Here is an 11,981-nt window from a genome sequence, read left to right as displayed (position 1 = left end):
CGCCTTGACAAGCACCCCCAGACCGTCAGCACACTCACGCTTCGGGGTGCCCCACGCAACAAACGGGCGCAATGTCGCCGCCAGGCGACGAGCCGAAACCCTCAACCAGGCAAAACCGCCGAAATCTCCTCAGCAGCCTCAGGCCCGAACGCCTCGCTCAACCGCGTCAACGCCTCCCCGCGTTCGAGAGTCCACTCCTGCGTCCCCACAGTCTCCAAAACCAGCACAGCGATCAAACACCCCAACTGCGCAGCCCGCTCCAAACTGAGCCCGCCATCAACCGCGGCAAGAAACCCAGCCCGGAACCCATCCCCAACCCCAGTGGGATCAGCCTTCCCCCGCTCTGGCACCGCCCCAATCTGCAAGGCAGTCCCATCGCGCCCAACGATCTCCACGCCCTTCTCCCCCAGCGTGGTAATCCTCAGCCCAACGCGCTCCAGCACATCCGCTTCAGTCCACCCAGTCTTCTGCAGCAACAACTCCCACTCGTAGTCGTTGCTGAACAGATACTTGGCCCCCTCCACAAACGCCCGCACCTGCGCCCCGTCCATCCGAGCCAGCTGCTGCGAGGGATCAACCGCGAACGTGTACCCGCGCTGACGGCACTCCTGAGCATGCCGAACCATGCCCTCAGGATCGTCCGGACTGATCAACACGAGCCCAAGCCCGCCGACCCGATCCGAAATCGGCCCCATCTCGATATTCCGGGACTCGGCCATCGCCCCCGCGTAGAACGTCGCGATCTGGCACATGTCCTCATCGGTGGTGCACACGAAGCGCGCGGTGTGCGCGACCTCGGACACCAGCACGCCGGAGGTGTCCACGCCGTGCCGCTGCAGCCACGACTGGTAGTCCGCCCAGTCCTGGCCCACGGCTCCGACGAGCACCGGCTCCACGCCGAGCACGCCGAGGCCGAACGCGATGTTCGCGCCGATGCCGCCCCGGCGCACGACGAGGTCGTCGGCGAGGAAGCTCAACGACACCCGGTGCAGCTGCTCGGCGACGAGCTGCTCGGCGAACCTCCCCGGGAAGTGCATCAGATGGTCTGTCGCGATGCTGCCCGACACGGCGATCCTGGGCTTATCTGCCACCGGTTCTCCTCACGAGGTGGATGAGCTGTCTTTTCGCGCCCTGACGCAAGTTACCCGCTGGTCATGACCCTTCCGGGTAGTTTCCGCGCCACGTTCCGACACTACCGGCCGGTACTCATTTCCCGTTCGAGTCCGGCTGAATAGCGTGACATTCGTGAACCTCGCGACCGAACCGGAAACGATCGGCGACCTGATCGCCGACTGCGCCCATCTCCCGTCCGCGCTGCGCCCCGGGCAAGCCGCCGACCAGGCCCGGCTGCCCCGGCCGAGGGCCGCGCGGCCGTGGACGGTCGACGACGCCTGCCACGCCCAGGTCGCCGACCTCGACGCGTACGTCTGATCCAGCGAACCTCCGCGGCGGGCGAACGCGCCGCGGCCGAAACGAACAACGGGCCCCGGCGCGGATGCGTCGGGGCCCGTTTGTCGGTTCTGGGCTCAGTGGAAGCTGTCGCCGCAGGCGCAGGAACCCGTGGCGTTGGGGTTGTCGATCGTGAAGCCCTGCTTCTCGATGGTGTCGACGAAGTCGATCACGGCCTCGGACACGTACGGTGCGCTCATCCGGTCCACGGCGACCTGGAGGCCGTCGAAGTCGCGGAACAGGTCGCCGTCGAGCGTGCGCTCGTCGAAGAACAGCTGGTAGCGCAGGCCAGCACAGCCGCCGGGCTGCACGGCGATGCGCAGGTGCATGTCGTCGCGGCCCTCCTGTTCGAGCAGCGCCTTCGCCTTGGCGGCCGCGGCGTCGGTCAACGTCACGCCGTGGGTCTCCTCGGCGGTCTCGGCCGCAGCCGCACCGGTCTGCTCAGCGGTCGTCATGGCACTCCCTCTTTGGTCGAACTCGCTGCGGGTACATCTCGTGTCCTACGTACAACACGGGACTCGCCCGATCTGTTCCCCTCCATCGTCGCATATGGAACGACCTGGTGAACAAAGCCGTGACGCCTGCAATACCCTGGTGAGGTGAGGTTCCTGCGCCGAAGCACCACTGACCCCGCCGCCGACGACTCCGCGGCCGAGGCCGCCGCTGTCGATTCCCCGGTCACGAGCAAGTCGTACACGCCGGGAAAGGGCAAGGCCACGCCGAAGCGGCGCGAGGCCGAGGGGCGCAAGCGCGGGCCGGTCGCGGCGCCGCCCACCTCCATGCGCGAGGCGATGAAGCGCAACAAGGAGCTGCGCAAGGCCAACCCGGTCAGCAAGGAAGACCGCAAGGAAGCCGCCCGCGTCCGCCGCGAGCGGATGATGTCGGGCGACGACAAGTACCTGCCGCCGCGCGACAAGGGCCCGGTCAAGGCGTACGTCCGCGACCTGGTCGACTCCCGGCGCAACATCCTCGGTCTGTTCATGCCGCTGGCGATCCTGGTGTTCCTCGCGCTGCTGGTCCCCGCGCCGGCGGTGCAGCAGTACATCACCCTGGTCTGCATGGCGATGCTGCTGGTCATGGCCATCGAGGGCTTCGTGAACGGCCGCAAGATCTCGAAGCTGGTCAAGGAACGCTTCCCGAAGGAACCGGCGACGGCCACCCGGGGCGTCGGCTGGTACGCGTTCGTGCGGGCGAGCCAGATCCGCAAGCTGCGCGTTCCGAAGCCGCGGCTGAAGGCCGGGGACCCGATCCCGAACTGAGCCGTGCGGCCAAGCCGTCCGCGCTGCCCGATCCCTGCTGAGCTGTGCGGCGGCGTTCGCCTGAACGCGGCCCCGGTTCACAGCTTTGGGCAGGCGGGCCGCGCGGTCCCTCGCTCACGATGCACCTTCGATCGCGCGAGCTCGGGCAGGATTTCGGTGCGCGGGCGCTGTTGCGACACCGGGTTTCGCAGCATCCGACCGTTCCTTCGCACGACACGGAACCCCGCGCCGCCGACCGCTGCAACGCGCTCTTCCCGATCCCGAACTGAGCCGTGCGGCACACAGGTCGTTAGCCTGGCGAACGAAACGTTTACCCTGTGGGCATGGAGTTTCGACGTCTCGGCCGCAGCGGCCTCAACATCAGTGAGATCTCCTACGGCAACTGGCTGACCCACGGGTCCCAGGTCGAGGAGGACCAGGCGCAGGCCTGCATCAAGGCGGCGCTCGACGCCGGCATCACGACCTTCGACACGGCTGACGTCTACGCCAACACCGCCGCGGAGTCGGTGCTCGGACGCGGCCTGAAGGGCCAGCGCCGGGAGAGCCTGGAGATCTTCACCAAGGTCTTCTGGCCCACCGGTCCGAAGGGTCCGAACGACAAGGGCCTCTCGCGCAAGCACATCATCGAATCGGCGAACGCGTCGCTCCAGCGGCTCGGCACCGACTACGTCGACCTCTACCAGGCGCACCGCTTCGACCGCACGGTGCCGCTGGAAGAGACGATGCAGGCGTTCGCCGACCTGGTCCGCCAGGGCAAGGCGCTCTACATCGGCGTCTCGGAGTGGAACGCCGAGCAGATCTCGCGCGGCGCGGCGCTCGCCCGCGAGCTGAAGATCCCGTTCGTGTCGAACCAGCCGCAGTACTCGATGCTGTGGCGGGTCATCGAATCGCAGGTCGTGCCCGCTTCCGAGCGGGAGGGCCTGAGCCAGATCGTCTGGTCGCCGGTGGCCCAGGGCGTGCTGACCGGCAAGTACAAGGTCGGCCAGCCGCTGCCCGCCGGTTCGCGCGCGACCGACGAGAACGGCGGCGCGAACATGGTCAAGCGCTTCCTCGACGAGAAGACCCTCACCGCGGTCGCGAAGCTGGAGCCGCTGGCGGCCGACGCCGGGCTGTCGATGGCACAGTTGGCCGTCGCGTGGGTGCTGCAGAACCCGAACGTCGCGTCGGCGATCATCGGGGCCTCGCGGCCGGAGCAGGTCTACGACAACGTCAAGGCAGCGGGCGTCAAGCTCGAGCCGGAGCTGCTGACCGCGATCGACGAGGCGCTCGGCGACGTCGTCGTCAGCGACCCGGCGCTCACCGTCGCCCCCTGATCACCGCAGCAGGAACCGCTCCGCCACCGCGAGGTCGTGCGGATAGGTGATCTTCACGTTCTCCGCGCTGCCGGGCACCCACCGCACCGGCAGCGCGGAGAACCGCTCCATGCACGAAGCCGTGTCCGTGCCGAGAAACCCTTCCGCGGCGGCCTGTTCGTAAGCGGCCAGCAGCGGTTGCGCCCGGAAACCCTGCGGGGTCTGCACCCGGATCGCGCCCGGCAGCGGGCCCGCCACCTTGTCCGGTCCGGCCATCGAGACCACGTCGTCCGCGGCCAGGCCCGGCACCGCTCCCCCGTCTTCCCGGGTCCGCTCCAGCACCGCGGAGATCAGCTCCGGCGTCACCAGCGGGCGGGCCCCGTCGTGCAGCAGCACGGAATCCACTGTCCCGTCGGCGATCCGCGGCGCGAGATGGCGCAGCGCGTTCAGCTCGGAGGCCTGCCGCGTCGGGCCGCCAGTCACGATCTCCACCGGGACGGACAGCTCGGCCAGCACTTCCTCGGCCAGCGACGCGTCCTCGGGCCGGATCACCAGCACCAGCACGCCGATCCCGGCCGCGGCGGCGAACGCGTCCAGCGACCACGCCACCACGCGCCTGCCCGCCACCGGCAGGTAGACCTTGTTCAGCGCGGCCCCGACCCGGGTCCCCGCACCACTGGCCAGCACGACCCCGGCCGCCGTCGATTCCCGCACGCCGACCGACCCTAAGGGCCCCGCCCCGGCGGCGGTAGGTTGGGCGCCGGGACGCCCAGCGGCGAAAGGAAACCTGGCTGTGGACACCGGCGAAACGGGCATCGAGTTCGGCGAGATCGAACCGCCGAGCGACCAGGCCCGGTCGGGCGCGATCGCGCTGCACGACAAGCTCGTCAAACCCGCGGGCTCGCTCGGCAGGCTGGAAGAGCTGGGCGTGTGGATCTCCTCGTGCCAGGGCCAGGCCCCGCCGCGCCCGTTCACCCGGCCGCGCGTCGTCGTGTTCGCCGGCGATCACGGCATCGCGAAGAAGGGCGTCTCGGCGTATCCGCGGGAGGTCACGTCGCAGCTCGTCGGCACCATGCTGACCGGCGGCGCGGCGATCAACGTGCTCGCCGCTGCGGCGGGCGCGGGCGTGCGCGTGGTCGACATGGCCGTGGACACCGAGGAATCCGCGATGCGGTCGATCGGCGAGTTCAAGGTGCGCCGCGGTTCCGGCTCGATCGACGTCGAGGACGCGCTCACCGACGCCGAAGTCCGCGCCGCGGTCAACGCCGGCCGCAAGATCGCCGACGCGGAGGTCGACGGCGGCGCGGACCTGCTGATCGCGGGCGACCTGGGCATCGGCAACAGCACCCCGGCGTCGGTGCTGGTCGCGGCGCTGACCGGCAGCGAGCCGGTCGCCGTGGTCGGCCGGGGCTCGGGCATCGACGACAACACCTGGATGCGCAAGGCCGCCGCGGTGCGCGACGCGCTGCGCCGGGCCCGTGCGGTGCTGGCGGACCCGCTCGCACTGCTGCGGACGTCCTCGGGCGCGGATATCGCCGCGATGACGGGCTTTCTCGCGCAGGCGGCAGTCCGTCGCACGCCGGTGGTGCTCGACGGCCTGGTGGTCTGCTCCGCCGCGCTCGTCGCCGAAGAACTCGCTCCCGGAGCGCGCCGTTGGTGGATGTCCGGGCAGCTCACCGGCGAGCCTGCGCACGCCCTCGCGTTGGAGCAGCTGGACCTCGGCGCGCTGCTCGACCTCGACGTCCGCCTCGGCGAAGGCACCGGCGCGGTCACCGCGTTGCCGCTGCTGATGATGGCCAGCCGCGTGCTCGCGGAAATGACCACGCACGAGCAATCCGGCGTCTCCGGCCCGCTCTCGTCCTGAAAAGCCGTGAGGGGAACCCTGAGGGAATCTGATTCCCTCAGGGTTCCCCTCACGGACAGCTAGCGCGTCAGCTGAGCGGGATCATCCAGCCCGCGGGGGCCGGACGGGTGCCTTCCTGGATCCCGACGAGCTGCTCGCGCAGGCTCATCGTGACCGAGCCCGGCTTCCCGCCGGAGATCGAGAACTCGCCGCCGCCGTGCTTCACGTGGCCGACCGGCGTGATGACCGCCGCCGTGCCGCACGCGAACACCTCGGTCAGCTCGCCCGAGGCGGCCGCCTTCTCCCATTCGTCGGTGGAGATCCGGCGCTCCTCGACCTTGTGCCCGGCGTCCTTCGCCAGCTGCAGCAACGACTTCCGGGTGACGCCCGGCAGCAGCGAACCGGTCAGCTCAGGGGTGGCCACGCGGACGTCGTCGCCCGAGCCGAAGACGAAGAACAGGTTCATCCCGCCCATCTCCTCGACCCAGCGGCGCTCGACCGCGTCCAGCCACACCACCTGGTCGCAGCCCTTTTCGACGGCCTGCGCCTGCGCCACGAAGGACGCCGCGTAGTTGCCGGCGCACTTCGCCGCGCCGGTGCCGCCGGGGGCCGCGCGCACGTATTCAGTGGACAGCCACACGCTGACCGGCTTCACGCCGCCGCTGAAGTACGAGCCGGCCGGCGAGGCGATCACGGCGAAGACGTACTCGTCGGCCGGGCTGTTCACGCCGAGGCCCGCCGAGGTGGAGATCATGAACGGGCGCAGGTACAGGGAATCGCCCTCGCGGGTCGGCACCCAGCGCTCGTCGACGGCGATGAGCTCGCGCAGCGAGTCGACGAAGGTCTCCACCGGCAGCTGCGGCATCGCGAGCCGCTCGGCGGATTCGCGGAACCGCTGCGCGTTGGCGTCCGGCCGGAACGCGGCGATCGTGCCGTCCGGCTGCCGGTAGGCCTTGAGGCCCTCGAAGATGGCCTGCCCGTAGTGCAGCACGGACGTGGCCGGGTCGAGGGTAAACGGTTCGTACGGCCCGACCTTGGCGTCGTGCCAGCCCTTTTCGGTGCTGTAGCGCACGGTGACCATGTGGTCGGTGAAGTGCGTGCCGAACCCCGGCTTGGCAAGTACCTCGGCGACGCGTTCAGCACTCGCGGGGCTCGGGTTCGGAACGTGAGTGAACTGCGTCGCTGTCGTCATGCTTAGACAATAACGCTTGGTCGGAAGCACGTTAGTCGGAAGTCCTGTGGTTTTACTCGCCGCACTGCCCCGCGCTCGCTGCGTCACCCCACTACGATGGACGGCGTGAGCACTCAACCAGCACGCCAAGCCGGGCCGGGAGCCGGGCCGGACGTCAAGACCTTCGGCACCGCGGCCCTGCTGACCTTCGGCGCCGGAATGCTCGGGATGGTCGGCTGGGGCCTGCTTTCCAGCGGGTTCGGCTTCTTCCTCGGCCTGGTCGTCGCCGGGTTCGGCATCTACTGGTGGAAGAACCTGCACGGACAGGTGATCTCCAGGAACGTGCCGACCAAATCGGTGGTGATCCTGCTCGTCGTCAACATCGTGCTGTTCATCTCGCTGGTCCTGCTGGCCCAGTAAGTCAGAGCCCGGCGGGCAACTCCGGAGCGGGCCAGTCCGGGTCCGGGCGGAAATCGGTGTGCGTGCCGTCGAACGGATACGCGCCCCGCTCGGCCAGCGCGCCCATCCGCTCGCCCTCCGCACGCAACTGCTCAAGTTCAGCGGTGGTCAGCCGCCCTGCCTCGACGGCCGCCTCAGCCTCGTCCTCGTCTTTCCACTTCCAGCCCGCGCCCGGCGTCACGACCAGGTCGAGAATGCCGTCGATCCGATCCGGACCGGTTTCGGTGCGCCCACGCGGGATTTCGAGGTTCACGTACCAGTCGCGGAAGCGTCCGTCCGCCTCGAAGAACCACCACACCGACGACCAGGCGCCGTCGGGAATCAGCCGCAGCGTCGAGGTGCCGTGCCAGACGTCCGGCACCCGCACACGCGGCTCGCGAAATCGTTGCTCCAGCGGCGCTTCCCGCAGCGACCGGCCGTCCGCGAGCCTGCTGCCGACGATCGGCGTGCCGAGCGGGAGCCAGCCGAGCAGCGTCTCGCCGTCGTCGGAGAGCACGCGCAGCGGATGATGCTGGCCGATGCTGCCGTCCGGGCGGACGAAACGTTCGACGACTGTCTGTCCCGGCGCCCAGCGGTGCTCAGTCATGGACGCCACGGTAGCGACGAATCCGCACCCGCAGCAGCACTTCGGCGACCGCGCCGAGCCCGGCCGCGAGCAGCACCGCGAACAACGGAACGAACGCCGCGGCGGCCGCTGCCAGCAGTGCGCCGGCCGCGACCGGAGCCCCGCCGGACGGCGCAAACCGCTGTCGCGCACCGACGAAAGTCGTGAATGCAGCGGGAAGAGTGGCCAGCACTGCGATCACCGTGAGCAACGGCTGGAGCTGTCCGGCGTCCGCGGCGGAGAGCAGGTCCCGCATCGCCGTCCCGGACAACCCGAGCCGAACCGGACCCAGTTGGAAGAGCGTGACCGCGGTGACGATCACCGCGACGAGGCCCAGAACGATCGCACGTCCGGTGCTTCGTTCCCCCGGTTCCGGAATCAGGAACGGCAGCAGGAACAACGCCGCGACGACGATCGCGGCCGCGTTCGGCGTCCCGAATCCGCCCGTTTGCGATACCGGGGCGACCGCGAGACACATCGCCGCCAGCACCGCCGCCGCGACCAGCAGCACGCCCACTACCCACTTGACCAGCAGATCCGGCAACCGGAGCCCAGCGAAGTCCGCCGCGGCGACGAACACCACCAGCGCGGCGGCGGCGTATCCGGGCCGCAGCGGGAACACGTATGCGCCGAAGGCCTGTGCGAGCACGACAATCTGTGTCAGCCGGGATAATCCGCCGACGATCCGGGCGGCCGGATCGTCGCCGAGCGCGGGCAGCCGGGAGACCGCCACCGCGGCCAGCGCGGCGAGCACGACCCCGGCGAGCAGCCAAAATCCGGCCCCGGCCGCTCCTGCCGCCAGCGTCACGAGGAGTGCTCCCGCGAGCCGCACCGCGATCCCCCTTCCCCCGTCCGGATGGCTTTGTCATTAGCATGGCTCACGATCGACCGGGCAGAACGCCCGGCGCCACCGCGACGTCGCGAGGAGCCAGAAGTGACCGTGCCGAAGCTTGCCCTCTCCGAGAACACGGGTGCGGCATTGGGCAAGACCCGCGCCGACGTCGTCGTGATCGGCACTCTCCAGGGCGAGGACGGCCTCGCGCTCGCCGCCGGCTCCGAGGTCGCCGACGCGGCGTTCGACGGCAAGCTCGCGGAGGTGCTGGGCACGCTCGGCGCGTCCGGCAAGGCCGAGGAGATCGTGAAGCTGCCGACGCTGGGCAAGCTGCCCGCGGGCGTCGTGCTGGCCGTCGGCCTCGGCAAGCCGAAGGACGGGGAGATCACCGCCGAGCAGGTGCGCCGCGCGGCCGGCGCCGCGGCCCGCGCGCTGAGCGGCACCGAGCGGGCGTTCGTCACGCTGTCGGCCGTCGACCTGCACGCCGCCACCGAAGGCATCGCGCTGGGCGCGTACGTCTTCACCGAGTACCGCTCGGAGAAGGGCGACACCCCGCTGGCGAAGGCCGACCTGGTCAGCCCGGCCGAGGGCACCGCGCGCGAGCACAAGGCCACCCTCAAGGCGGCCGGATTCATCGCCGAGTCGGTGATCATCGCCCGAGACCTGATCAACACCCCGCCGAACGACCTGTTCCCGGCTTCCTTCGCCGACCGCGCGAAGAAGCTCGCCGACGCGAACGGCCTGGAGTTCGAGGCGCTCGACGAGAAGGTCCTCAAGCGCAAGGGCTTCGGCGGCATCCTCGGCGTCGGCGGCGGTTCGTCGCGTCCGCCGCGCCTGCTGCGGGTCAGCTGGAAGCCGGCTAAGGCGAGCAAGAAGGTCGCGCTGGTCGGCAAGGGCATCACCTTCGACTCGGGCGGCATCTCGCTCAAGCCCGCCGCCAACATGGACCACATGACCTCCGACATGTCGGGCGCGGCAGCCGTGCTCGCGTCGGTCGTGCTGGCCGCGAAGCTGAAGTACCCGCTCGAGGTCACCGCGCACATCCCGCTCGCGGAGAACCTGCCCTCGGCCACCTCCTACCGCCCCGGCGACGTCCTCACCATGTACGGCGGCAAGACCGTCGAGGTGCTCAACACCGACGCCGAGGGCCGGCTGGTGCTGGCCGACGCGATCGTGCGCGCCGCCGAGGAGAACCCGGACTACCTGATCGAGACCGCCACGCTGACCGGCGCGCAGGTGGTCGCGCTGGGCAACCGGATCTCCGGCGTGATGGGCTCGGACGAGTTCCGCGACCGCGTCGCGGGCATCATGCAGGCCACCGGCGAAGGCGGCTGGGCGATGCCGCTGCCCGACGAACTGCGCGGCGACCTCGACTCGCGGCTCGCGGACATCGCGAACGTCACCGGCCAGCGCTGGGCGGGCATGCTCGTCGCGGGCGTCTTCCTGCGCGAGTTCGTGCCCGCGGACCTGCCGTGGGTGCACCTGGACGTCGCGGGCCCGGCCTTCAACTCCGGCGGCCCGTGGGGCTACACCGGCAAGGGCGGCACCGGCGTCCCGGTCCGCACCATCGCCGCGGTGCTGGCGGACATCGCTGACCAGGGCTGACCCTTTTGCCCGGAGGCCCCGCACCACACCCGGTGCGGGGCCTCCGTCGTGTCCGCGGCTTTGTGGCACGCTCGCGTTCATGCAGCGCGACGACTACCTCGAGACCGCCGTCCGCGACGTACTCACCGCCGACGAGGCCGCCGCTGACCGCCGGATCGGCCACGCCGCACTCCTCCTGGCGACCGCAGGCGCGTCCGATGCCGCGGATCGCCTTGTCACGCAATGGCACGCGGTGACCGGCCGCCCGACGTCCGTCCTCGCCGACGACGCGGTGCGCACCCGAGCCTGGGCGATGCTCTTCGAGGCGCGCGGCGACCGTCCACAATGGGCAGACGCACTAGTGCCCTTAGACCTGGACGCGGAAGAGCAAGCCCACCAAGCACTTCTCGCCCGCCGAGCGTCCGATTTGGACGGTCTCTTCGACGGTTCGCCAGTCGCCGGCGTCGTCTCCGCCATCGCCCCGGAACGCCCGGATCCAGTACGCGACGCACTGGCCGCCGCCGACCTCGACGCGTGGGCCGCGCTCGTGGAAAACCACCCGAACCCGGACGTCGCGACACTCGCCGCCACCCGCCCGCTAGCCGCCCGGCTGGTCGGCGGCGCGGACCCGCTCGGCCTAGGCACGGAGTGGCCGGACCAATGCGCGGGCGCACTGATCGCCGCGTTGCGCGAACGCCATCCGACCGGCCCGGGCACGCTCCCGGAACTGATCGCGGCGATCCTCCGGTTGCGCGGGCAACGCGCCCCCGCACCAGCGTCGCCGACCGACCTCGCCGCGACCGAAGAACGCCTCGGCTTCCGCCTGCCCGACGACTACCGGGAATTCCTGGCGATCACCGACGGACTGCCCGCAGACGTGGTGTTCCCGCGCCTGCTGCCCGCCCGCGAACTCCGCGCCGACGGCACCGTCGTGATCGTCTCCGACCCCGCGACAGTCCTGCTCACCCACACCGGCGAAAGCTGGCGAACGGTCGAAGTGGACCTCACCTACGGCAGCACCGCGCACGACTCGTTCCGCGCATTGCTCGAACACCACCACAGGCTGCTGGAAGCGAGCGCCTGACTCACCCACCCGCTGAAGTCCGTGAGGGGAACCCTCACGAACCCAGATTCCCGCAGGGTCCCCCTCACAACCAGCCGAAGTACGTGAGGGCCACCTTCAGGGAATCTGATTCCCTCAGGGTTCCCCTCACGACCCGTCGCAGGCCGTGAGGGACCCCTTCACAGAATCAGATTCCCTCAATAAGCCCTTCACAGACCACCAACCCCGCCGCGACGCGCCCCAATGCGGCATTGGGTGCGTCGCATGCACCCAATGCCACATTGGGGCGCTAGCCCAAGCCCACCGCGAACCGCACCGATGCACCCAACGATCGAGGCACCCAGCCCCTCCCCCGCACCCCGATACGAAGCCGCCCTGCGGTTCGGGGGTGCTTGTCAAGGCATCTTTCCCGCCTTGACAAGCAC

Annotated in this window: 13 protein-coding genes; 7 read left to right on the top strand and 6 right to left on the bottom strand. The window is 70.1% G+C overall.

Annotation, left to right across the window (positions count from 1 at the left end):
- Positions 1-101: 101 nt before the first annotated feature.
- Positions 102-1,091, bottom strand: coding sequence for a carbohydrate kinase family protein (locus tag ACWDNU_RS43280; RefSeq protein ID WP_449673127.1), 990 nt, complete (start codon positions 1,089-1,091; stop codon positions 102-104).
- Between the two features lie 154 nt (positions 1,092-1,245).
- Between ACWDNU_RS43280 and ACWDNU_RS43275 the strand changes: the two genes are divergently transcribed.
- Complete coding sequence (locus ACWDNU_RS43275; RefSeq protein ID WP_449673126.1) at positions 1,246-1,431, top strand: hypothetical protein; 186 nt, start codon at positions 1,246-1,248, stop codon at positions 1,429-1,431.
- 95 nt (positions 1,432-1,526) lie between these two features.
- Here the strand turns inward: ACWDNU_RS43275 and ACWDNU_RS43270 are convergent, their stop codons facing one another.
- Positions 1,527-1,904 carry a HesB/IscA family protein gene (locus tag ACWDNU_RS43270; RefSeq protein WP_037809530.1) on the bottom strand — a complete coding sequence of 126 codons (378 nt, stop codon included), beginning with the start codon at positions 1,902-1,904 and terminating at the stop codon, positions 1,527-1,529.
- Between the two features lie 144 nt (positions 1,905-2,048).
- Between ACWDNU_RS43270 and ACWDNU_RS43265 the strand changes: the two genes are divergently transcribed.
- Together ACWDNU_RS43265 and ACWDNU_RS43260 are read left to right on the top strand one after the other, a co-directional pair.
- Positions 2,049-2,708, top strand: coding sequence for a DUF3043 domain-containing protein (locus tag ACWDNU_RS43265; RefSeq protein WP_370939256.1), 660 nt, complete (start codon positions 2,049-2,051; stop codon positions 2,706-2,708).
- A 323-nt stretch (positions 2,709-3,031) separates the two neighbouring features.
- Positions 3,032-4,021: an aldo/keto reductase family protein gene (locus ACWDNU_RS43260; protein WP_370939257.1), complete on the top strand. Its 990-nt coding sequence runs from the start codon at positions 3,032-3,034 to the stop codon at positions 4,019-4,021.
- Here ACWDNU_RS43260 and ACWDNU_RS43255 read toward each other — a convergent pair whose 3' ends face one another.
- Complete coding sequence (locus ACWDNU_RS43255; RefSeq protein ID WP_449673125.1) at positions 4,022-4,714, bottom strand: IspD/TarI family cytidylyltransferase; 693 nt, start codon at positions 4,712-4,714, stop codon at positions 4,022-4,024.
- A 79-nt stretch (positions 4,715-4,793) separates the two neighbouring features.
- Here ACWDNU_RS43255 and cobT point away from each other — a divergent pair, with 79 nt between their 5' ends.
- A complete protein-coding gene (gene cobT, locus ACWDNU_RS43250) occupies positions 4,794-5,864 on the top strand; it encodes a nicotinate-nucleotide--dimethylbenzimidazole phosphoribosyltransferase (protein ID WP_370939258.1) in 1,071 nt (356 codons plus the stop codon).
- A gap of 67 nt (positions 5,865-5,931) precedes the next feature.
- Here the strand turns inward: cobT and ACWDNU_RS43245 are convergent, their stop codons facing one another.
- Positions 5,932-7,035 carry a branched-chain amino acid aminotransferase gene (locus tag ACWDNU_RS43245; RefSeq protein ID WP_449673124.1) on the bottom strand — a complete coding sequence of 368 codons (1,104 nt, stop codon included), beginning with the start codon at positions 7,033-7,035 and terminating at the stop codon, positions 5,932-5,934.
- Between the two features lie 96 nt (positions 7,036-7,131).
- Here ACWDNU_RS43245 and ACWDNU_RS43240 point away from each other — a divergent pair, with 96 nt between their 5' ends.
- Positions 7,132-7,434, top strand: a complete 303-nt coding sequence (locus tag ACWDNU_RS43240; RefSeq protein WP_370939260.1) for a hypothetical protein — start codon at positions 7,132-7,134, stop codon at positions 7,432-7,434.
- 1 nt (position 7,435) lies between these two features.
- On the opposite strand, the gene ACWDNU_RS43235 is transcribed toward ACWDNU_RS43240, so the two are convergent.
- Both ACWDNU_RS43235 and ACWDNU_RS43230 read right to left on the bottom strand, forming a co-directional pair.
- Positions 7,436-8,059 (bottom strand): DUF402 domain-containing protein, encoded by a 624-nt coding sequence (locus tag ACWDNU_RS43235; RefSeq protein ID WP_449673123.1) that lies wholly within the window; start codon positions 8,057-8,059, stop codon positions 7,436-7,438.
- Entirely contained in the window at positions 8,052-8,909 is an 858-nt protein-coding gene (locus tag ACWDNU_RS43230; protein ID WP_449673122.1) for a sulfatase, read from the bottom strand. Before ACWDNU_RS43230 ends, ACWDNU_RS43235 begins: the two co-directional genes overlap by 8 nt.
- Positions 8,910-9,011: 102 nt before the next feature.
- Here ACWDNU_RS43230 and ACWDNU_RS43225 point away from each other — a divergent pair, with 102 nt between their 5' ends.
- The gene (locus ACWDNU_RS43225; RefSeq protein WP_449673121.1) at positions 9,012-10,514 is read left to right on the top strand and encodes a leucyl aminopeptidase; all 1,503 of its coding nucleotides are present in this window, start codon (positions 9,012-9,014) and stop codon (positions 10,512-10,514) included.
- A gap of 79 nt (positions 10,515-10,593) precedes the next feature.
- Positions 10,594-11,577 (top strand): SMI1/KNR4 family protein, encoded by a 984-nt coding sequence (locus ACWDNU_RS43220; RefSeq protein WP_449673120.1) that lies wholly within the window; start codon positions 10,594-10,596, stop codon positions 11,575-11,577.
- The last annotated feature ends 404 nt before the right edge of the window (positions 11,578-11,981 follow it).

The organism is Amycolatopsis sp. NPDC003676, from assembly GCF_053587275.1.
Note: the sequence above shows the minus strand (reverse complement) of the source record. Positions and strands in the feature narration are given on the sequence as shown.

What these genes read in the sequence shown, in the direction of transcription:
- ACWDNU_RS43240 (WP_370939260.1), top strand. Translation starts at nt 7,132, where the DNA reads ATGGACGGCGTGAGCACTCAACCAGCACGCCAAGCCGGGCCGGGAGCC.
- ACWDNU_RS43235 (WP_449673123.1), bottom strand. Translation starts at nt 8,059, where the DNA reads ATGACTGAGCACCGCTGGGCGCCGGGACAGACAGTCGTCGAACGTTTC.
- ACWDNU_RS43245 (WP_449673124.1), bottom strand. Translation starts at nt 7,035, where the DNA reads ATGACGACAGCGACGCAGTTCACTCACGTTCCGAACCCGAGCCCCGCG.
- ACWDNU_RS43220 (WP_449673120.1), top strand. Translation starts at nt 10,594, where the DNA reads ATGCAGCGCGACGACTACCTCGAGACCGCCGTCCGCGACGTACTCACC.
- ACWDNU_RS43260 (WP_370939257.1), top strand. Translation starts at nt 3,032, where the DNA reads ATGGAGTTTCGACGTCTCGGCCGCAGCGGCCTCAACATCAGTGAGATC.
- ACWDNU_RS43270 (WP_037809530.1), bottom strand. Translation starts at nt 1,904, where the DNA reads ATGACGACCGCTGAGCAGACCGGTGCGGCTGCGGCCGAGACCGCCGAG.